18 protein-coding genes and 1 pseudogene are annotated in these 21571 nt (G+C 62.9%); 14 read left to right on the forward strand and 5 right to left on the reverse strand.

All coding sequences use genetic code 11. The features are described from left to right. Positions 1–36 precede the first annotated feature (36 nt). From CN933_RS03705 to CN933_RS03725, 5 genes are read left to right on the forward strand one after another with little or no spacing between them, the layout of a single operon-like run. A complete protein-coding gene (locus tag CN933_RS03705) occupies positions 37–513 on the forward strand; it encodes a 3-hydroxyacyl-ACP dehydratase FabZ family protein (protein WP_003530766.1) in 477 nt (158 codons plus the stop codon). 2 nt (positions 514–515) lie between these two features. Beyond that, complete coding sequence (locus CN933_RS03710) at positions 516–1718, forward strand: beta-ketoacyl-ACP synthase (protein WP_018095237.1); 1203 nt, start codon at positions 516–518, stop codon at positions 1716–1718. A 12-nt stretch (positions 1719–1730) separates the two neighbouring features. Further along, positions 1731–3014, forward strand: a complete 1284-nt coding sequence (locus tag CN933_RS03715) for a beta-ketoacyl-ACP synthase (protein WP_018095236.1) — start codon at positions 1731–1733, stop codon at positions 3012–3014. Between the two features lie 43 nt (positions 3015–3057). Beyond that, positions 3058–4086: a zinc-binding dehydrogenase gene (locus CN933_RS03720; protein WP_102761298.1), complete on the forward strand. Its 1029-nt coding sequence runs from the start codon at positions 3058–3060 to the stop codon at positions 4084–4086. Between the two features lie 11 nt (positions 4087–4097). Beyond that, a complete protein-coding gene (locus CN933_RS03725) occupies positions 4098–5021 on the forward strand; it encodes a lipid A biosynthesis lauroyl acyltransferase (RefSeq protein ID WP_026168626.1) in 924 nt (307 codons plus the stop codon). Positions 5022–5255: 234 nt separating this feature from the next. On the opposite strand, the pseudogene CN933_RS03735 reads toward CN933_RS03725, so the two are convergent. The 4 genes and pseudogenes from CN933_RS03735 to CN933_RS03750 all read right to left on the reverse strand — a co-directional run bounded on the left by CN933_RS03735 (position 5256) and on the right by CN933_RS03750 (position 8547). Continuing rightward, positions 5256–5598: pseudogene (locus CN933_RS03735) on the reverse strand (VOC family protein). Beyond that, positions 5582–6025: an SRPBCC family protein gene (locus CN933_RS03740; protein WP_018095231.1), complete on the reverse strand. Its 444-nt coding sequence runs from the start codon at positions 6023–6025 to the stop codon at positions 5582–5584. Before CN933_RS03740 ends, CN933_RS03735 begins: the two are co-directional and overlap by 17 nt. Positions 6026–6129: 104 nt before the next feature. Then, positions 6130–7047: a helix-turn-helix domain-containing protein gene (locus CN933_RS03745; RefSeq protein ID WP_018095230.1), complete on the reverse strand. Its 918-nt coding sequence runs from the start codon at positions 7045–7047 to the stop codon at positions 6130–6132. Between the two features lie 81 nt (positions 7048–7128). Then, on the reverse strand, positions 7129–8547 hold the full coding sequence (locus tag CN933_RS03750) for an alanine/glycine:cation symporter family protein (RefSeq protein WP_102761299.1): 1419 nt from the start codon (positions 8545–8547) through the stop codon (positions 7129–7131). A 432-nt stretch (positions 8548–8979) separates the two neighbouring features. On the opposite strand from CN933_RS03750, the gene gnd reads away from it, so the two are divergent. Both gnd and CN933_RS03765 read left to right on the forward strand, forming a co-directional pair. Beyond that, the gene (gnd, locus tag CN933_RS03760; protein ID WP_018095228.1) at positions 8980–10410 is read left to right on the forward strand and encodes an NADP-dependent phosphogluconate dehydrogenase; all 1431 of its coding nucleotides are present in this window, start codon (positions 8980–8982) and stop codon (positions 10408–10410) included. A gap of 218 nt (positions 10411–10628) precedes the next feature. Beyond that, positions 10629–10895 carry a hypothetical protein gene (locus tag CN933_RS03765; protein ID WP_102761300.1) on the forward strand — a complete coding sequence of 89 codons (267 nt, stop codon included), beginning with the start codon at positions 10629–10631 and terminating at the stop codon, positions 10893–10895. A gap of 108 nt (positions 10896–11003) precedes the next feature. Here CN933_RS03765 and CN933_RS03770 read toward each other — a convergent pair whose 3' ends face one another. After that, positions 11004–12065 carry a LacI family transcriptional regulator gene (locus tag CN933_RS03770; RefSeq protein ID WP_018095226.1) on the reverse strand — a complete coding sequence of 354 codons (1062 nt, stop codon included), beginning with the start codon at positions 12063–12065 and terminating at the stop codon, positions 11004–11006. A gap of 471 nt (positions 12066–12536) precedes the next feature. On the opposite strand from CN933_RS03770, the gene CN933_RS03775 reads away from it, so the two are divergent. The 7 genes from CN933_RS03775 (at position 12537) to CN933_RS03805 (ending at position 21429) form a co-directional block, all read left to right on the forward strand. Next, entirely contained in the window at positions 12537–13772 is a 1236-nt protein-coding gene (locus CN933_RS03775; RefSeq protein WP_018095225.1) for an ABC transporter substrate-binding protein, read from the forward strand. Between the two features lie 190 nt (positions 13773–13962). Then, a complete protein-coding gene (locus CN933_RS03780; RefSeq protein WP_018095224.1) occupies positions 13963–14871 on the forward strand; it encodes a carbohydrate ABC transporter permease in 909 nt (302 codons plus the stop codon). Beyond that, on the forward strand, positions 14864–15802 hold the full coding sequence (locus tag CN933_RS03785; protein ID WP_018095223.1) for a carbohydrate ABC transporter permease: 939 nt from the start codon (positions 14864–14866) through the stop codon (positions 15800–15802). The genes CN933_RS03780 and CN933_RS03785 overlap by 8 nt, the downstream gene beginning before the upstream one ends. 6 nt (positions 15803–15808) lie before the next feature. Next, on the forward strand, positions 15809–16894 hold the full coding sequence (locus CN933_RS03790) for an ABC transporter ATP-binding protein (protein ID WP_018095222.1): 1086 nt from the start codon (positions 15809–15811) through the stop codon (positions 16892–16894). Between the two features lie 92 nt (positions 16895–16986). Continuing rightward, positions 16987–19461, forward strand: a complete 2475-nt coding sequence (locus tag CN933_RS03795; RefSeq protein ID WP_026168625.1) for a beta-mannosidase — start codon at positions 16987–16989, stop codon at positions 19459–19461. A gap of 56 nt (positions 19462–19517) precedes the next feature. Then, entirely contained in the window at positions 19518–20279 is a 762-nt protein-coding gene (locus tag CN933_RS03800) for a sugar phosphate isomerase/epimerase family protein (protein ID WP_018095220.1), read from the forward strand. A 16-nt stretch (positions 20280–20295) separates the two neighbouring features. After that, complete coding sequence (locus tag CN933_RS03805; protein WP_018095219.1) at positions 20296–21429, forward strand: Gfo/Idh/MocA family protein; 1134 nt, start codon at positions 20296–20298, stop codon at positions 21427–21429. Positions 21430–21571: the final 142 nt, after the last annotated feature.

Consider the following 21571-nt stretch of genomic DNA (forward strand, 5'->3'; position numbering starts at 1 on the left):
TTTTACTTGAGCGCGAAACGAATGGGATGAGCCTGAATGCTCCTTGAATATTTCCAGATGATCGACCGGGTCGAAACCGTCGATCTGTCGGCAGGCCGTCTCGTGGCGCGCTCGGTCGTGCCGGAGAAGAGCCCGGTATTCGAGGGGCATTTCCCCGGCTATCCGCTGGTCCCGGGCGTGCTGCTTATCGAAACCATGGCGCAGGCTTCCGGTTTTCTCGTGCTGGCCGCCACGAAATTCGCCGCAATGCCGTTCCTGATGACGGTCGATGGTGCCAAGATGCGCAGCTTCGTCGAACCGAATGCCGAGCTTGAGATAGAGGCGCTGCTCGAGCACGAGGGATCCGGCTTTGCCGTGACGAAGGCCAGGATTGCGTCTGGCGGCAAGAAGATATGCGATGCCCAGCTGAAGCTGAGGACGATCCCGTTCGACCAGGTGCCGCTGGGCGACATTGTGCGCAAGCGTGCGGAAGAACTGGGGCTCATGGCCGCGATGGCCGGTTCGGAGAAGTGAAGATGAGGAAATCCGCGAACGATGTGGTGATCACCGGGGTAGGCATCGTGACGAGCCAGGGCGTCGGCGCCGAGCCTCACGTGGCGCTGCTCGGCGCGGCCGAGCCGCCTGAGGCTCGCATAGAGACGGAACGCTTCGCACCCTATCCGATCCATCCGTTGCCGGAAATCGACTGGTCGCAGCAGATTCCGAAGCGTGGCGATCAGCGGCAGATGGAGAACTGGCAGCGCCTCGGCGTTTTCGCTGCCGGCCTGGCGCTCGACGACGCTGGTCTCAAGGACAACCTCGAAGCCTGCGGCAGCATGGACATGATCGTCGCGGCCGGCGGCGGCGAGCGCGACATCAATGTCGACTCGCTCATCGTCGACGAGGCGCTGAAGCGCAACGACCGCGAACGGCTCTTGAACGAGAAGCTGACGACGGAACTGCGCCCGACGCTGTTTCTGGCGCAGCTTTCCAACCTTCTCGCCGGCAACATCTCCATCGTGCACAAGGTTACGGGTTCGTCGCGCACTTTCATGGGCGAAGAGGCGGCCGGCATTTCCGCGATCGAGACGGCCTTTGCCCGCATCAAGGCCGGTCAGTCGAGCCACACGCTCGTCGGGGGTGCATTTTCGGCCGAGCGTCTCGACATCGTCCTGATGATCGAGGCGATCCAGGGCCATGCGCTCGGCGAATGGCATCCGATCTGGTCACGCAGGCCCGAGGACGGGGGCGGTATGATCCTCGGCTCCGTTGGCGCCTTCCTTGTTCTGGAGTCGCGCGAATATGCCGAGTCGCGCGGCGCCCGCATCTATGCGACGATCGATGCGATCGGCGGCGACCGCGGCAGCCGCGAGGACGGGCGGCTCGAAGCGCGCCTCAGATATTTGTCGAAACCGGCCCTGGAGCTCGATCCGCAGTCGACCGTCGTCTTTTCCGGCACTTCGGGCTTCCATGACCTTGCCGGACGGGAGAAGGCGTTTCTCGAAACCGAACTCGCCGGCCGGCCTGTGCGTGCCTATGGCGGGCTCGTCGGTCACGGCATCGAGGCGCAGTTTCCGGTCGGCATGGTCCTGGCCGCGCTCTCGCTCGGACACGCAGCCAAGGTTCCGCCTTTCGACCCCGCCGCCGAAGCCCCGATGCTGGCGCCGGCCAGGGCGGCGGTCGTTACCACCATCGGCCACTCCCGTGGCGAAGGCGTCGCCGTGCTTGCCGCGGAATAAGGAGCTCGAACTATGAGCAAGGCTTATAAGGACCACCTCGGCCGTCCGATCGTTGCTGTCACCGGCATGGGCGTCATCACCTCGCTCGGGCAGGGGCTCGACGATAATTGGGCGGCGCTCACCGGGGGCGTATCGGGCATCCACAGGATCACCCGGTTCCCGACCGATGCTCTTTCGACCCGCATCAGCGGCACGGTCGACTTCATCGAGATCCCTGCGGAGAATGCCGTCGAGCGTTCCTATGCGATGGCGCGCGAAACGACGCTGGAGGCCCTGGCGCAGGCCGGCCTTTCCGGCGAATTCAACGGTCCGCTCTTCCTGGCGGCCCCGCCGATCGAGCCTGAGTGGAATGCCCGTTTCGAGCTTGCCGACCGCTCGCCGCCGTCGAGCCAGCCGGGCGACGCTTATAACCGCTTTCTCGCGGCAATGCGGCAGAAGGCCGATCCGGCCTTCCACGAGGCCGTGCTTTTCGGCTCGATCTCGGAGCGTCTTGCCGATCGATTCGGAACGCGTGGCCTTCCGGTGACGCTTTCGACGGCCTGCGCATCCGGGGCGACCGCCATACAGCTCGGCGTCGAAGCCATCCGCCAGGGCAGGACCGACAGGGCGCTCACGGTTGCGACCGACGGCTCGGTCAGTGCCGAGGCTCTCATCCGCTTCTCGCTGCTCTCGGCGCTCTCCACACAGAACGAGCCGCCGGAAAAGGCTTCGAAGCCCTTCACCAAGGATCGCGACGGTTTCGTGATTGCGGAAGGCGCCGCGACGCTCGTGCTCGAATCGCTGGAAGCGGCGGTCGCTCGCGGCGCCCGCATCTACGGTATTCTCAAGGGCTGCGGCGAAAAGGCCGACCTCTTCCACCGCACGCGTTCCTCCCCAGATGGCGGACCGGCGATCGCGACGATCCGCGCAGCACTTGCGGATGCGGGCATCGACGAAGCCGGGATCGGCTACATCAATGCCCACGGCACCTCCACGCCCGAAAACGACAAGATGGAGTATTTGTCGATGTCCGCGGTCTTCGGCGAGCGGTTGCCGTCGATCCCGGTCTCATCCAACAAGTCGATGATCGGCCACACGCTGACGGCAGCCGGTGCGGTCGAAGCAGTCTTCTCGCTCCAGACGATGCTCAGCGGCACGCTGCCGCCGACGATCAACTACCAGAACCCCGACCCCGCGATCGTTCTCGACGTCGTGCCGAACGTAAAGCGCAGCCAGCAGGTGACTGCAGTGCTGTCGAACTCCTTCGGCTTCGGCGGCCAGAACGCCAGCCTCGTCATGACCGCCGAGCCGGCTTGAGCCGCTCGAGGACCGAATACCTGCCTGCCGCAAAGGAAAAACCATGCGCGCCCTGCAATTGCTCGATGACCGCAAGCTTGAAATCACCGATCTGCCGGAGCCGGAGGCGCCCGGTCCTGGCGAGGTGACGCTGCGGGTCAAGGCGGTCGCGCTCAATCATATCGACGTCTGGGGCTGGCGCGGCATGGCTTTCGCCAAGCGCAAGATGCCGCTCGTCATCGGCGCGGAAGCCTCCGGCGTCGTGGAGAGCATCGGTCCGGGCGTCGCCAATGTGCTCCCCGGCCAGCTCGTCTCGATCTACGGTGCGCGTACCTGCGGCCTCTGCCGCCCGTGCCGCGAGGGGCGCGACAATCTCTGCGAACATGTCGGAGGCGTCCATGGCTTCCATCTGGACGGCTTCGCGCAGGAGAAGGTCAACCTTCCGGCGCGCCTGTTGGTGCCTGCACCCCCGGGTGTCGATGAAATCGGCGCGGCGCTGGCGCCGGTCACCTTCGGTACCGTCGAGCACATGCTGTTCGACAACGCCAGGCTCGAACCCGGCGAGACGATCCTCGTCCATGCGGGCGGATCCGGTATCGGCACGGCCGCGATCCAGCTCGCCAAGAAGATCGGCTGCACGGTCATCACCACGGTCGGATCGGACGACAAGATCGACAGGGCGAAGGCTCTCGGTGCCGACCACGTCATCAATTACCGGACCGATCGTTTCGAAGGCGTCGTGCGGAAGCTGACGAAGAAGAAGGGCGTCGATGTCGTCTTCGAACATGTCGGCAAGGATACCTGGGCGGGCTCCATGCTGTCGATGAAGCGGGGCGGACGCCTCGTCACCTGCGGCTCGACTTCCGGCGTCTCGACCGACATGAACCTGATGATGCTGTTTCAGCAGCAGCTGAAACTGCTCGGCTCCTTCGGCTGCCGCATGGAGAACATGGCGAACGCCATGCAGAAGATGGGGCGCGGGCTCGTTCACCCGGTGATCGATACCGAGGTGGAGCTCAACGATATCGACCGTGCGCTGGAGCGTATGGAGTCGCGCCAGATCTTCGGCAAGATCGTGTTGCGGATGGATTGATCTTCGTGCGGATGCTGATCACACGGCTGGTGCTTGCTGCGAATCGATTCCGTCAATGGTCGATCGCGCAGCTCGTCCTGCTGCTTCTCACGATACTCAAGCTTTTCCCCGCGGACATGGCGATCAACTTCACGGATCGCATTGCCCGCTGGATCGGGCCGAAGACCGGTCGTCACAAGCTGACGCTGATCAATCTGCGCAATGCCTTTCCCGAGAAGAGCGATGCCGAGATCGCGGCGATCGCGCTCGAAAGCTGGGGCAATATGGGGCGGCTCGCCGCCGAATACGTGTTCCTCGATCAGCTCTTCGACTTCGATCCGGCGCGCGCGGAGCCGGGCAGGGTGGAGGTTTCGGGCATCCCTCTCTTCCTGGAGCTGCGAGACAATCCGCGGCCGTTCATCGTCTTCACGGCCCATAGCGGCAATTTCGAAATGCTGCCGGTTGCCGGCTCGGCTTTCGGCCTCGACGTGACGGTGCTCTTCCGGCCGCCGAACAATCCCTATCTCGCCGACCGGGTATTCGAGTTCCGCAAGGAGCGCATGGGCAACCTCGTGCCGTCGCATGCCGGCTCCTCCTTCGCCCTTGCCAGGCAGCTCGAACGCGGCGGCGGAGTCGGCGTGCTCGTCGACCAGAAGTTCCGCAAGGGCCTGAAGACGAAGTTCTTCGGGCAGCCCGTGCAGACGAATCCGCTGCTTGCCAAGCTCGTCCGCCAGTTCAATTGCGAGGTCTATCCGGCCCGTTGCATTCGCCTGCCCGGCAACCGCTTCCGGCTGGAGCTCGAGGCGGCGGTCGAAATCCCCCGCAGGGCCGACGGCAGCGTCGATGTCACGGCAACGGCGCAGATGTTGAACGACAAGGTCGAGAGCTGGGTTCGCGAATATCCGGGCCAGTGGCTCTGGTATCATGACCGCTGGCACATCAAGCGGACGCTTTGAGCCGGTCTCCTGACGGACATCTTTCCCCTCGGAAGCTGCCGCCTCCTTAAATCGGTGCCGATTTAGGGATTGTCTGGAGTGCGCCGGGCATGCGCGACGAGAACCGTGACGGCGTCCGCCGAAGGAGGAAACGAGATGGCACAGGAATGGCCGATGTTCATCCTGCAGTGCATCGTCGTCTTCGGGCTCGTCGGCGCGCTGTTCATCCGCTTCGGCGAATGAACAGGCTTACGGCTACTGCGCGGACCACACCGCCAGCTCATAGCCATCGGGGTCGGCAAAATGGAACCGCCGGCCGCCCGGGAAGGTGAAGATAGGCTTCAGGATCTTGCCGCCTGCGGCTTCGACCTGTCGCTGAGCGTCCTCGATCTGGTCGGCATAGATGATGACGAGCGGACCGCCGCTGCGAACCGGACCAAGTGTGGTGAAACCGCCCGTCGGCGAACTCGCAATATTCCGGGCCGTAATCCGTGAAGGTCCAGCCGAAGGCGCTGCCGTAGAAGGTCTTGCTCGCGGCGATATCCGTCACATTGAACTCGACATAGTCGATGCGTTTGTCGTTACCTTTGCTGGCCATTGGCTTTGTCGCCTTCCTGCTTGTGATTACCGGTTTCCAGGATGGATTTGAGCGCGGCAAGATCCTTTTCGACCCAGGCCGCGTCATCGGCGAATTGCGCATCGGTCATGCCGGGCTGCCTGAGCAGGGTGAACATGACTTCCGCGCCGTCGCCGTTCGGCACGACGCGAAGCGCATTGTGGACGCGCGCGCCGTTATCGAGTGTCACGAGGTGGTCGACCACACCGAATTCGTTGTCGGCGACGAAGCGGACGCGGGCATTGCCGAGAGGCCCGGGTGCGATCCACTCGTCGCCGTCGCGCGTGAGCCCGGAGGAGAGACCGGTCGCCCAGAGCGGCATCTTCTCGTGGTCTGCCATGAAGGCATAGACCTCGCGCCAGTCGCGCTCGATCGAGGTGTGGATAATCCGGGCCGTCATCGTCGCCATGCGTTCCTCCGTCCTGGGATTTATAGCATTGCTCCGGGCAACGGTCTTGAACGAAACGGCCAACCTTGGCGCCGGCGGGCCCACGCACGTAATAGTCTCTTGAATCAGTCTGTTATGTGGGAATTCTCAACCCGGCCAAGGCCGAAGCGCGCGGCCAACTGCCGCTGGATTTCGCGCGGCGTGAAGGATGTGAGCCCTCTTGCCTCCCGGGCAAGATGGGCCTGATCGGCATAGCCGGCATCGACAGCAATGTTTGCCAGCGTGTCCCCGGGCCGCGACCGGCAGGCGGCCAGGAAGCGCTGCAGGCGCAGAATGCGGTCGAGGGTCTTTGCGCCGTAGCCGAGATGCTCGTGGCACAGACGGCGAAATGTCCGCTCGCTGGTACCGATCTCTCGGACAAGGGACCGGACGGGATCGTCTAAGGTCAGCCGGTCGACCTGAAGGTGTGCGACGCAAGCCGCAATGTCCGGCGGCGGCGGCTCGGCGGCGGCGGATAGGCGTCCAAGCAGGGCCGCGGCAAGAACACCGAGCCGCTCCGGCGTGCTCGCCGCTTCGCGCATCCGCGCCTCGATTTCGTTCGCAGCCGGACCCCAGACGAGATGGAGCGGCACCGTTTGGCCGGTGATTTCGCGGAGCGGCGTGCGCAACCACGGCGCCGCCGCGCCGATCCGGAACCGAGCGCCGATGATGGTTTCGCCGGCAGGAAGCTTCGGAAAGGCGGCGACCCTGTCGGGACCGACGATGGCCAGTCCCTTCGACGACCAGATGATGTCGCTGCAACCGTCGGGGACGACGGCGATGGTCGAGGGGGCGCCGTCGGGCATGCGGTGCAGCCAGAGGCATTTGAAGTAGGAGGCGAGCGCCGCCGGGGGCGACTGCTCGCGGTAGATTCCGCTCGTCTGGGCGAGCGCGGGAGGGCAGAGCCTCGGCCTATCGACGCCTGAACAGCCGGCCGCAACCTCCTGCCGGAGCCGGTCGGCGGCGCCAGCGTCTTCGTCGTATGCGGGGCAGGACGTTCCCATTGCCCTTTTTTGCGCCGGCGAACCCGCGCGGTCAATGCCTCTCACCGAGACAAGGAATGCCTCGGCGGTCCCGCCCTGTCGCTAATCGCGCGACCAGATCTCGCCGTCGATCTTTCCCTGCAGCTCCGGATAATCGGCCGCGTGGAAAACCGGGACGGCGCCTGCCTTACGCTGTTCAAAATAGTCTTTCGTCAGCTTTGCGATGGTCCCCGAAAGGAGCAGGATCGCGACGAGATTGATCGTCGCCATCAGTCCCATGGAGGCGTCGGCCGCGTCGAAAACGGTGGTGATGCTTTCGTAGGCTCCCCAGACGACCATCGCCAGCGTGGCGCAACGCATGATCATAAGCCCGAGTCGGTTGCCCCCGCCGAGATAGGTCAGCGCGTTTTCGGCGTAGGAATAGTTGCCGATGATCGAGGTGAAAGCGAAGAAGAAGATCGCGATGGCGATGAAATAGGTCCCGGCCGAGCCGATATGCGTGCTCATCGCCGCCTGTGTGAGCTGTGTCCCGGTGACGCCGGAGCCGGGTTCCAGCGTGCCCGAAAGCAGGATCATCACCGATGTCGCGGTGCAGATCAGTATCGTGTCGATGAAAACGCCCAGGGATTGCACGAAGCCCTGCGACGAGGGATGGTGCGGTACAGGGGTCGCCACGGCTGCGATATTCGGAGCCGAACCCATGCCCGCCTCGTTCGAGAAGAGGCCGCGTTTGACGCCGTTGAGCATCGCCGCAGCAATCCCGCCGGTGATGCCGCCGGCCGCTTCCTGAAAGCCGAAGGCGCTCGAGATGATCGTCCAGAGTACGCCCGGCACCGCCGAGGCATTTGCGATCAGCACGTAGACGGCCGTGAGCAGATAGGCCGCGGCCATGAAGGGGACGACAATCTCGGCGACGCGGGCAATCTGGCGGATGCCGCCGAAGATCACCACGCCGGAGAGTAGCGCAACGGCCACGCCCACTGCGAGTTTGGGCACACCGAAGGCACCCTCGACCGCATCGGCGATCGAGTTTGCCTGAACGGCGTTGAACACGAGACCGAAGGAGAGGATGAGGCAGGCCGAGAAGATCGTGGCCGCCCAGGGCGCATTGAGGCCGCGAGCGATATAGAAAGCCGGCCCGCCGCGGTATTGCCCGTCCTCGTTGCGAATCTTGTACAGCTGAGCCAGCGCGCTCTCGGCATAGGCGGTCGCCATGCCGACGAACGCCACGATCCACATCCAGAAGGTCGCGCCGGGTCCGCCGAGATAGAGAGCGACCGCAACGCCTGCGAGGTTACCGGTTCCGACACGTGAGGCGAGGCTGACCATAAGCGCCTGGAAGGGGCTGATTCCGGCCGCATCCTTGCTGCCGCCGCGGCTTAAGACCCGGAACATTTCGGCGAAATGAACGATTTGGGGAAAACCGAGCCGGACCGTGAAATAGAGGCCGACCGCAAGTAGACCATAGATGAGCACATAGCCCCAGAAGATCGTGTTCAGAAAGCCGATGATCGTTTCCATACGGTCCTCGCTCCTATTGCATTGGAGGTTGCGCCGGCCCCTCGTTCTAGTCGCGCGGGGGACTCGGACGTGTTCTGCGGCATTACGGTGCAAACTCGACTCAGATCAAGGCTCTACGGGGCTGGAACGGGCAGAACACAGGGCGGGAGGCGATATATTCCGTGGATTCGCTTCGGACGCATTCAGAAAGAGGATGTAGAGGGTGCCTTCCGGCGCGTGTTCAAGGCGTCGAACAGGGGCCGGAAAAGGTTTGAATTTGTCAGGAACGGCTTGTCGTAAATCGATTTGAATGCCAAAACAGCCTCCGCCGCCGCGTGCCGTCCGGTCCCTGATTTTCTGGGGGGTGACAGACACGCGCAGATCAATTCGAAGGGCCGGCACGCGCGCGATTGCGCGCCGTGGCCGGCTCTCCTGTCCAATGGAGGCAATCACGTGTCACAGGCGGAAATCGGCCTAATCGGTCTCGGAGTCATGGGCTCGAACCTGGCGCTCAACATCGCTGAAAAAGGCAACAGGATCGCCGTTTTCAACCGCACGGTCGACGCGACGCGCAAATTCTACGCTGAGGCCGGCGCGCTGAAGGACCAGATCGTTCCCTGCGAAACGATCGAAGAATTCGTCGCCGCCATCCGCCCGCCGCGTCCGATCATCATCATGATCAAGGCCGGCGATCCGGTCGACCAGCAGATGGAGGCCCTGAAACCCCATCTCGCCAAGGGCGACATCATGATCGATGCGGGCAACGCCAATTTCCGCGACACGATGCGCCGTTTCGAGGGTCTGAAGGATTCGGGCCTCACCTTCATCGGCATGGGTGTCTCCGGTGGCGAGGAAGGCGCCCGCCATGGGCCCTCGATCATGGTCGGCGGCACGGAAGAATCCTATCATCGCGTCGAGAAGGTTCTGACCTCGATCGCTGCGAAATACGATAGCGACCCCTGCGTCGCCTGGCTCGGCGAGAACGGGGCGGGGCACTTCGTCAAGACGATCCACAACGGCATCGAATATGCCGATATGCAGATGATCGCCGAGATTTACGGCATCCTGCGTGACGGATTGAAGATGACGGCACAGGAGATCGGCGAGGTCTTCGGTGCCTGGAACAAGGGCCGGCTCAACTCCTACCTGATCGAAATCACCGAGAAGGTCCTTAAGGCCGCCGATCCGCTGACCGGCAATCCCATCGTCGATATGATCCTCGACAAGGCCGGTCAGAAGGGCACCGGCAAATGGTCGGTGATCGAGGCGCAGAACATGGGCGTGCCGGCGACCGCGATCGAAGCGGCGGTCGCAGCCCGCAGCATCTCCTCGGCGAAGGAAGAGCGGGAAGCCGCCGAGAAGGTTCTCGGTCTGCCTCCGGTCGGCGAAGTCAAGGTGGCCGACAGGGACGCTTTCATCAAGGACCTCGAAAACGCGCTGCTCGCCGCCAAGATCGGCGCCTATGCGCAAGGCTTCGCAGTGATGGCGGCGGCTTCGAAGGAGTTCGGCTGGAACCTGCCGATGCCCACGATCGCAAAGATCTGGCGCGCCGGCTGCATCATCCGCTCGCAGTTCCTCGACGAGATCACCACCGCCTTCACCAAGGCACCGGATGCGGCGAACCTGATCGTCACCCCGGCTTTCGCTGCCATGGTCAAGGAGAGCGATGGTGCGTTGCGACGGGTGGTTTCGACGGCCGTCCTCGGCGGTCTTCCGGTGCCTGCGCTGGCCTCGGCGCTCGGCTATTTCGACAGCTACCGCCGCGGCCGCGGCACGGCCAATGTCATCCAGGCGCAGCGCGACTTCTTCGGCGCCCACGGTTTCGACCGTATCGATGGTGCAGACAGCCATCACGGACCGTGGGGCAGCGGTCTGAACGCTTGAATTCGCATGAGTTTAGAGGGGCGGCTGGCCGCCCCTCTAAAGCGGGGCGAGGAAAAGAGTGTGCGGCTTTCCGCCTGCATCCCGCGTCTCAAACTATTATGAATCGATCGCGGCCGTGATTGGGTCGCCCGGACCTGAAATCATCGTGATCTGGCGACAAGTCCAGGCAAGCCCCGGCGTCTAAGATCTCAATAAGGGAGCCATTCGAGAAGGCAGGCATGAAATTCACAGTGATCGAAGGGGGCAAGGCGGCGGAGGTCAAGGCCGCCGGATCGATGACCATCCGCGACGAGGCGGAGAGACGCATAAAGGCGGCCGGTTATGAGCAATGGCGGGTGCGGAGCCTGGCAACCGGCGCGCCTATCCCGGGGCCAATCCGGTACCTGAAGATGCAGATCGATTTCGTCGCCGGAAAGCTCGAACAGCTCAATCCCATCCCAAGCGATTTTACCGACGACAAGTACTGGCCGGCCGCGAGGATCTGAGCCCTGCTGCGTCGGCGCGGAAGCGTTCTCCTGGAGCGAGGTTTTCGGCGGGTCGGCTCCCTGTGGCAGGCCCAGGAATCAGGATCGCCTGCAACAGGCACGGCAGATCTATGATGCCGCCGACCTCGCCATCGGCGGCTGGAATTCCGGCTGGCTGAGGCTCTGAAGCGTCTCTGGGGGGTGGCCTTCGATATGGCCGATCACAGCCTTTGCGAGCTCGCGCCCGGCAATGCGGATGTCCTCATACATCGTCATGACTTCCGGGCGCAGCCAGCGCAGGAAGTCGCTCGGCACTTTCGACACCATTTCCGCGTCCTCCCCGACCTTCTTGCCTGCCGCTTCGATCCCGGCGATCAACGCGATCGCGCCCGAACCGCTGCCGGACACCACGCCGTCTGGGGCGTCGGGGGAACGCATCAGCTTCTCGAACGCATCACGGATGGCAACCAGGCTGTGGTCGATGTTGACCTGGTGAAAGCTTACCGCTTCCGCGCCGAAGTCTTTCAGGCCCCGCTCGAAGCCGGTGCGCATGTGCGAATGGAAGGTCAGATTCGGCGGCGGTTCGAGGAGCACGAGCCGCCGCCTGCCGCGGTCGACGAGCTTGCGGACCGCCTCGTAGGCGAAGCGTTCATTGTCGAAGTCGTGATAGGGATGGATCAGCCCCATTTCGGTTCGCCCATGGGTGGCGAAGGGCAGGTGGCGCTCGGTTAGAAGCGTTACCCGCTGATCGTTGGGCTCGGTACGCGAAATGATCACCCCGTCCGCCGCGCCGGTATCGAGAATGTAGCGGATCGGGCCGAGCGGATCCTTGGCCGAACTGTAAGGCGTCACGACCAGGTGGTATTGCGTGCCGGCGAGAATTTCGGTGATGCCGATGACCATGGGGCTGGTAATGCCCATGATCTCTTCCTCCAGCGTCAGCACGAGGCTGATGACATTCGTCTTGCCCGTCCTGAGGCGGACGCCCGCCCGGTTGGGCTGATAACCGATCTGTTTTGCTACCAGGCGGACACGCTCCTTGGTTTCCGCACCGATGTCTGGAGCGTCCTTCAGGGCACGCGAGACGGTGGTAACACCGAGCCCGGTCATGAAGGCGATCGTCTTAAGGGTCGGTCTGCCGCCTTCGACCGGCGGCGCCGTCGTCGCTCTGTTCTTCGTCTTGCCATCCATGCCCGTCACGCCAATCCGCTCTCCTGAACCGCGGCCCTCGTCGCTACCCTTCAACCGGAGGCCGTGTCGCCCCGCCTTATATACGAACCACGGCTGCTGGCCACATCCGTCTACGCCTGAGTTCAAATCAAAATCTGTAACGATACAGTAGCGATGTCGAGCATTTTCGTTGCTGCAATGCGAAGGGCGTAACCCTCAGGTTGAGTTGCGCTCGGGAGAGCGTCGATGTGGCGTATGGGAAGCCATGAAAGGTTTCGCCGGGATGAGAGATGTGCGAAAATCCCAGAAATAAAGGAAATTATCGCGCATTTGCCGTCGAATTTCTTGCCTCTCCACAGGCGTTCCGACTTGGGCATTCGCCACTCACGATTGTATTTGTGGATTTATCGTGAATTGCCCGTTGTAGGTGTTGCGCAGGGAAATTCTTTGATCTAAGTTTTTCCGGCAACGTTACAGTGAGGGAGGACACTCATGAAATTGCGTTTTCTAGCTGCCGCTTTGGGCGCAGCCACTGCCTTGCCATTCGGCGCTGCCAACGCGACCGATCTCGAGGTCACGCATTGGTGGACTTCGGGTGGTGAAGCCGCGGCGGTTGCCGAGCTGGCGAAAGCTTTCGATGCGACCGGCAACAAGTGGGTCGACGGTGCGATCGCCGGCTCCGGGGGTACCGCACGCCCGATCATGATCAGCCGCATAACCGGCGGTGACCCAATGGCCGCCACCCAGTTCAACCACGGCCGTCAGGCGGAAGAGCTGGTGCAGGCGGGCCTGATGCGCGATCTCACCGACATCGCTACCAAGGAGAATTGGAAGGAAGTCGTGAAGCCCTCGAGCCTGCTCGACTCCTGCACGATCGAGGGCAAGATCTATTGCGCGCCGGTCAACATCCATTCCTGGCAGTGGCTGTGGCTTTCGAATGCAGCCTTCAAGCAGGCGGGCGTCGAAGTTCCGAAGAATTGGGACGAGTTCGTCGCTGCGGCCCCGGCGCTCGAGAAGGCCGGAATCGTTCCGCTCGCCGTCGGCGGCCAGCCGTGGCAGGCGGCGGGCGCCTTCGACGTGCTGATGGTTGCGATCGCCGGCAAGGAGAACTTCGAGAAAGTCTTCGCCCAGAAAGACGAGGAAGTGGCCGCCGGGCCTGAAATCGCCAAAGTCTTCAAGGCTGCCGACGATGCCCGCCGCATGTCGAAGGGCACCAACGTCCAGGATTGGAACCAGGCGACCAACATGGTCATCACCGGCAAGGCTGGCGGGCAGATCATGGGGGACTGGGCCCAGGGCGAGTTCCAGCTTGCGGGTCAGAAAGCCGGCGTGGACTACACCTGCCTTCCGGGTCTCGGCGTCAACGAGGTGATCTCGACCGGCGGCGACGCGTTCTACTTCCCGCTTCTGGAGGACGAGGAGAAGTCGAAGGCGCAGGAAGTGCTGGCGTCGACCTTGCTCAAACCGGAAACGCAGGTGGCCTTCAATCTGAAGAAGGGCTCTCTGCCGGTACGCGGGGACGTCGATCTTGCGGCCGCGAACGACTGCATGAAGAAGGGGCTCGATATCCTCGCAAAGGGCAATGTGATCCAGGGCACGGACCAGCTTCTGTCGGCCGACAGCCAGAAGCAGAAGGAGGACCTTTTCTCCGAGTTCTTCGCGAACCACTCCATGACGCCCGAAGATGCGCAGAAGCGTTTTGCCGACATCATCGCGGCTGCGGATTGAGAGCGGCGCTCCAGGCCCCGCACTTTGACGGGGCTGATCTTCCCTCGCCGGGAGCACGGTGAAAACACGCCGCCTGCGCTGATTTTGTCGGCGCAGGCGTGGGCGAGGGAGGCAAACGGGCCTCAGCCGCCGGCGCATTGCCGCAGGTGCCCGATTACATGAAAACCTTTTGCAGTTCGGAGGAGGAAACATGACAGGTCTAACACGTGGTTCGGCGCGGCCGAACCAGTGGCTGCGAAACCTGAATGCGAAGATCGCCTCTATCCCGATGATCCTCACGGCCATGGTCATCTTCGTGGGCGGCACGGCCTGGACGGTCGTCTACTCCTTTACCAATTCCAAGCTCCTGCCGCGGCTCGCCTTTGTCGGCTTCGACCAGTACGAGCGGCTGTGGGCCGCGCCCCGCTGGCTGGTCTCGATTCAGAACCTGGCGGTCTTCGGTTGCCTCTCGCTGATTTTCAGCCTGGTGATCGGCTTCGTTCTGGCCGCCCTGATGGATCAGAAGATCCGTTTCGAGAACACGTTCCGGACGATCATGCTCTATCCGTTCGCCCTGTCGTTCATCGTCACCGGCCTCGTCTGGCAATGGCTGCTCAATCCGCAATACGGGATCCAGTCGATCGTCAGGTCGCTTGGATGGACGAGCTTCTCCTTCGACCCGCTCTACAACTCGAACATCGTCATATACGGCATTCTCATCGCCGCGCTGTGGCAGGGAACAGGCCTCGTCATGTGCCTGATGCTCGCCGGGCTGCGAGGGATCGACGAGGACATCTGGAAAGCGGCGAGGGTCGACGGCATCCCGATGTGGAAAACGTATGTGCTGATCATCATCCCGATGATGCGCGGCGTCTTCATCACCACTCTGGTGATCATCGCGAGCGGCATCGTCAAGGTCTACGACCTCGTCGTGGCGCAGACGAGCGGCGGCCCGGGGATCGCCTCCGAAGTGCCGGCCAAATACGTCTACGACTACATGTTCCAGGCGCAGAACCTGGGCCAGGGCTTTGCCGCCTCCACCATGATGCTCGTGACTGTCGCGATCATCATCGTGCCGTGGGCATATCTGGAGTTCGGAGGAGGCCGCAAGCGTGGATAACATCGCAAATAACAGCATGGCCGCGGCTTACGAGACTGCTCCCGGACTCGTGGCCGGCCCTCGCGGCAGAAAGCCGCGCAGGACACTCTCGCGCCGCAATGTCATCGTCTACGGCACTTTGATCGTCGTGGCGCTCTATTATCTTCTGCCGCTCTACGTGATGATCGTGACCTCGCTCAAGGGCATGCCCGAGATCCGCGTCGGCAACATCTTCGCTCCGCCGCTCGAGATCACTTTCGAGCCCTGGGTGAAGGCCTGGGCGGAGGCCTGCACCGGACTGAATTGCGACGGGCTTTCCCGCGGCTTCTGGAATTCGGTGCGCATCACCGTGCCGTCCGTGATCATCTCGATCGCAATCGCCTCCGTGAACGGCTACGCGCTCGCCAACTGGCGGTTCAAGGGCGCCGATCTGTTCTTCACCATCCTTATCGTCGGCGCCTTCATCCCTTACCAGGTGATGATCTATCCGATCGTGATCGTGCTCAGAGAAATGGGCGTCTACGGGACGCTGACCGGCCTGATCATCGTGCACACGATTTTCGGCATGCCGATCCTGACCCTGCTTTTCCGCAACTATTTCGCCGGGCTGCCGGAGGAGCTCTTCAAGGCCGCACGCGTCGACGGCGCCGGGTTCTGGACGATCTATTTCAAGATCATGCTGCCGATGTCACTGCCGATCTTCGTGGTTGCGATGATCCTCCAGGTGACCGGGATCTGGAACGACTTCCTTTTCGGCGTGGTCTTCACCCGGCCGGAATACTACCCGATGACGGTCCAGCTCAACAACATCGTCAATTCGGTTCAGGGCGTGAAGGAATACAACGTCAACATGGCGGCCACGATCCTGACCGGCCTCGTGCCGTTGACGGTCTATTTCGTCTCCGGCCGCCTGTTCGTCCGCGGCATCGCAGCCGGCGCAGTGAAAGGATAAGCAAGCATGACAAGCGTATCTGTCAGGGATCTGTCGTTGAATTTCGGCGCCGTCACCGTGCTCGACAGGCTCAATCTCGACATCGATCACGGGGAGTTTCTCGTCCTGCTCGGCTCATCCGGGTGCGGCAAGTCCACGCTGCTCAATTGCATTGCCGGGCTGCTCGACGTCTCCGACGGGCAGATCTTCATCAAGGACCGCAACGTCACCTGGGAGGAGCCGAAGGACCGCGGCATCGGCATGGTGTTCCAGTCCTATGCGCTCTATCCGCAAATGACCGTCGAGAAGAATCTCTCCTTCGGCCTGAAGGTCGCCAAGATCCCGCCGGCCGAAATCGACAAGCGCGTGACGCGTGCCGCGGAGATCCTGCAGATCCAGCCGCTGCTCAAGCGCAAACCCTCGGAGCTCTCCGGCGGCCAGCGGCAGCGTGTGGCGATCGGCCGGGCGCTGGTGCGCGATGTCGACGTCTTCCTGTTCGACGAGCCACTGTCGAACCTCGACGCCAAGCTGCGCTCCGAACTGCGCGTGGAGATCAAGCGCCTGCATCAGTCGCTGAAGAACACGATGATCTATGTCACCCATGACCAGATCGAAGCGCTGACGCTGGCCGACCGGATCGCCGTCATGAAAAGCGGCGTGATCCAGCAACTCGCCGATCCGATGACGATCTATAACGCCCCGGAAAACCTCTTCGTCGCCGGCTTCATCGGTTCGCCCTCGATGAATTTCTTCCGCGGCGAGGTGGAGGCAAAGGACGGACGCAGCTTCGTTCGGGTCGGAGGCATCGCTTTCGACGTGACCGACTATCCGGCGCACACCAGGCTGCAGCCCGGACGGAAGGTCGTTCTCGGCCTGCGGCCGGAGCACGTGAAGGTCGATGAGGCGAGGGACGGCGAGCCGGCGCACCAGGCGGTCGTCGACATCGAGGAACCGATGGGGGCTGACAACCTCCTATGGCTGACATTTGCCGGCCAATCCATGTCGGTGCGGATTGCCGGCCAGAGGCGCTACCCGCCGGGCAGCACCGTGCGCCTTACCTTCGACATGGGCGTCGCGTCGATCTTCGACGCCGAGAGTGAAAATCGCCTCTGACGAGCCGAGAAGGGGACCGGGATACCAGACTCGGTCCGTATCGATGAAACGGCGCCGGTGCAGGCCGCCCGGTGAACGAATGGATCCTGGAAATGCCTTCCGAAACCCCGAACCGCGATTCCATCCGTATCGACCTTTCCGGCGATTGGCTGCTTGCCGCCGCCGACAACAGCCACGCCCTGACGATCGCGCTGCCGGGCGACGTGCATAGTGCGTTGCAGCGAGCCGGCATCATCGCCGATCCCTATCGCGGCCGAAACGAGGCCGATATCCAGTGGGTCGCCCGGAAAGACTGGGTGCTCGAGCGCACCGTCGTCATCGATGCCGATGATCTGAACGGGGGATGGTATCTCGACTTCGAAAGCATCGACACGGTCGCCTCGGTCTACGTCAACGATGAGCTCGTATTGCAGTCCGAGAATTGCTTCCGCCGTTATCGGCCCGACGTGTCGGACGCGATCGTCGCCGGCGAGAACCGCATCCGCATCGTGCTCCATTCGGCAATTGCCGAGGGCGCGCGGCGGCAGGCGGCGCAACCCTTCTACGTGCCCTACCATGACGGCAATTCGCCGATCGCCAACGGCAACATGCTGCGCAAGCCGCAATGCCATTTCGGCTGGGACTGGAATATCGCCATCGCGCCGCTCGGGATCTACGGCTCGTTGGCGCTCCGCCGGCTGGAAACGGCTCGCATCGAACATGTCACCACGCGCCAGATGTGGCTTGATGACGGCAGCGTCGATCTGCAGGTGACGGTCCAGCTTTTCGCCCGCGATCCCGGTATCGTGCCGGTTCATTTCATGCTCGACGGCGTGCGCGAACGACTGGATTGTGCGGTCGGCGCCGGGGAAACGCGCCTTACCCATGTCTTCACGGTGCAGGAGCCCAGGCGCTGGTGGCCGGCCGGCAGCGGCGACCAGGCGTTCTCGACGCTCAAGGTGGAGGTGCCCGGCGAAGCCGTCACGCGGCAGATCGGCTTCCGCACGATCGAGCTCGTCACCGATAAGGACGAGGCGGGGAGCCGCTTCGCCCTCCGGGTAAACGGCCGGGAGATCTTCTGCCGCGGGGCCAACTGGATACCGGCGGATGCGCTGATGTCGCGCGTCACGCCCGAAAGTGTCGAGGACCTTCTCCGCTCGGCGGTGGACGCGAACATGAACATGATCCGCGTCTGGGGCGGCGGCTTCTATGAGCCCGACTGGTTCTACGATCTTTGCGACCGGCTCGGTCTACTCGTCTGGCAGGATTTCATGTTCGCCTGCAATCTCTACCCGTCGACGCCGGATTTTCTGGAGAACGTTGCGGCCGAAGTGGACTATCAGGTCAGGCGGCTTTCGACCCATCCGTCCCTCGCGCTCTGGTGCGGCGACAACGAGCTTGTCGGCGCGCTTACCTGGTTCGAGGAGAGCCGCAGGGATCGCGACCGCTATCTGGTCTCCTACGACCGCCTGAACCGGACGGTCGAGGCGTCGATGAAGCAGGCCTGCCCGGAAGCGATCTGGTGGCCGTCCAGCCCCTCCGTCGGATACCTCGATTTCGGCGACGCCTGGCACGCCGACGGGGCCGGCGACATGCACTACTGGTCCGTCTGGCACGAGAACAAGTCCTTCGACAATTACCGCACGGTGCGGCCGCGCTTCTGCTCGGAATTCGGATTCCAGTCCTACACCTCGATGCCAGTCATCCGGCAGTTCGCCGAAGCGCGCGACCTCAACATCGCCTCGCCGGTGATGGAGACGCATCAGAAGAATGCCGGCGGCAACGAACGCATCGCCGGCACCATGTTCCGCTACTTCCGGTTCCCCAAGGATTTTCCGAGCTTCGTCTATCTGAGCCAGATCCAGCAGGGCCTGGCGATCCGGACGGCCGTCGACTATTGGCGGTCGCTGAAGCCCCATTGCATGGGCACGCTCTACTGGCAGCTCAACGACACTTGGCCGGTCGCGTCCTGGTCGAGCCTCGACTATGGCGGACATTGGAAGGCGATGCACTACATGGCGCGCCGCTTCTTCCAGCCGGTTGCCGTTGCCGCAATTCCCTCCACGGATGGGCGGGAAATCGCCTTCTCGATGGTGAACGACACGGCCGAGCCGGTGACGGTCGAGTTGCAGGCGTTCCTGGTTTCGCTCGACGGCACTCGGCAGCCGCTGCTCGCCGCCGCGGGGACGTGCCCGGCCGATCGCGCGTCGACGCTCGTTGCCATCGCCGCGAAGGACATTCCACCCGACACGCTGCTCTTCTGGTCTTTCGAGGCTTCGAACGGGGCAACGGGCGAAGGACACTATGTCCACGGTACCTATAAAGCACTCGATCTCGTGCCTTCCGGCCTGACCATCGAGACGGCGCCTCGGCCGGACGGTTCCTTCGATGTCGCCGTAACGGCCACCGGGCTGGCGCTGCACGTCATGATCGAAGCCGATGTCGAGGGACGCTATTCCGACAATGCCTTCGATCTGACCGCCGGCGAGACGAAATCGATCCGCTTCACGCCAAGGCTGCCGGTCGACGCGGGCGTGAGCCCACGCTTCAGCGCCTACGATCTCGAATCCTGCCAGGGAAAAGGGTGAGTCCCATTTTACGCGCACTCCCAGGCAACCGTTCCACGAACCACCAGGAGATTTCCATGAAAGACGTCAGCTTCCAACTCTACAGCGCCCGCAATTTCCCGCCTTTTGCCGAAGTCCTCGCTGCTATCGGCTCCGCGGGCTACACACAGGTGGAAGGCTACGGAGCCCTTTACGCTGCCCTCTCGGATGCGGAGATCGCCGATTTCAAGGCCGGGCTCGATCGCAACGGCCTCTCCATGCCGACCGCGCATTTCGGCCTGGATATGCTGGAAAGCGACGCGCCGCGCGTGCTTGAGATCGCCGAGGCGCTCGGCATTCGCGCCATCTATTGTCCTTACCTGATGCCGGACCAGCGCCCGATGGATGCGGGCGGATGGCGAGCCTTCGGGGCACGACTGCAGGCGGCCGGTAAGCCGTTCCGCGACGCCGGGCTCGACTTCGGCTGGCACAATCACGACTTCGAGTTCCACGCACTCGCCGACGGCTCGGTGCCGCTCGACCAGATTTTTGCCGGCGGCCCGGACCTTTCCTGGGAGGCGGATATCGCCTGGATCGTGCGCGGCGGGGGAGACTCCTTCGCCTGGATCTCGAAATATCCGACCCGCATCACGGCGGTCCATGTCAAGGACATCGCGCCCAAGGGCGAGAATGCGGACGAGGACGGTTGGGCCGACGTCGGGGAGGGAACGCTCGACTGGAAGGCACTGATCCAGGCGCTTTCCAGAACCTCGGCCAAGTATTTTGTCGCCGAACACGACAATCCCAGCGACTTCAGACGTTTCGCCAAGCGCTCGCTGGCTTCGATTCAATCCTACTGATCGACGGAAAACCCCCATGACAAGAGAACTTGGTGTCGGCATCATCGGATGCGGCAATATCTCCACGACCTATTTCAAGCTTGCTCCGCTGTTCAAGGGCATTCGGATCGCCGCCTGTGCCGACATCAATCCGGCGGCGGCGGAAGCACGCGGCGCCGAATTCGACGTGACTGCGCAGAGCATCGATGCGCTGCTCGCCAATCCGGAAGTTGACATCGTCGTCAATCTGACGATCCCGGAGGCGCATTTTCCGGTCTCGAAGGCCATTCTGGAAGCCGGCAAGCATGTCTATTCCGAAAAGCCGCTCGTGCTCTCGCTGGAGCAGGGAGAGGAGCTAAGGAGAATTGCCACCGGAAAGGGGCTGACGGTCGGTTGCGCACCGGACACTTTCCTGGGTGGGGCGCACCAGCTTGCCCGCGCCTATATCGACGCCGGCAAGATCGGGCAGGTCACCTCCGGTACATGTCATGTCATGAGCCCGGGCATGGAGATGTGGCATCCGAATCCGGACTTCTTCTTCCTGCCCGGCGGCGGGCCGATTCTCGATCTCGGACCCTACTACATCGCAAACCTGATCAACCTGATCGGACCGGTGAAACGGGTCGGCGCACTCTCCTCCATGGCGAGCACGACGCGGACCATCACCAGCGAACCCAGAAACGGCGAGGTTATCCCGGTCAAGACGCCCACCAACATTCACGCCCTGCTCGAGTTCCAGAACGGCGCAACCATCACGCTTTCGGCAAGCTGGGATGTCTGGTCGCATCGTCATGCGAATATGGAGCTTTATGGCACCGAAGGGTCGCTCTTCGTTCCGGATCCGAATTTCTTCGGCGGCACGGTCGAGGCGAGCGGGCGGAATAAGGACATCCGGCCGCTCGAAATGTGGGAGCACCCCTTCGCCGTCAACAATTGGGACCATCCGCTCGGCCCGATCGCCAATTATCGGACGGCGGGGCTCGCGGATATGGCGGACGCAATCCTCAAGGGGCGCGATGCCCGCTGCTCGCTGGAACGCACGCTGCACGGTGTCGACGTGATGGTGTCGATCCTCAAATCCGGCGAGGAGGGAAACTTCGTCACGCTGTCGACAACCTGCACCCAGCCGGCGGCGCTCGGCATTGAAGAGGCGCAGGCATTGCTGCGCTGAGCCGGGTGCCATCCGCCTGCCGCCACCTTCTCCCATTTTGATGGCGAGAAGGGGCCGGCAGGCGGATCAAGGGGCCCTTCATCGAGCTGCTGCCCCTTGAGGACCTTTGTGGGGAGGGGTATTCAACGCCACCGAAGCGAAC

The organism is Sinorhizobium sp. M4_45, from assembly GCF_002885915.1.
In the GTDB taxonomy this organism is placed as follows: domain Bacteria; phylum Pseudomonadota; class Alphaproteobacteria; order Rhizobiales; family Rhizobiaceae; genus Sinorhizobium; species Sinorhizobium meliloti_A.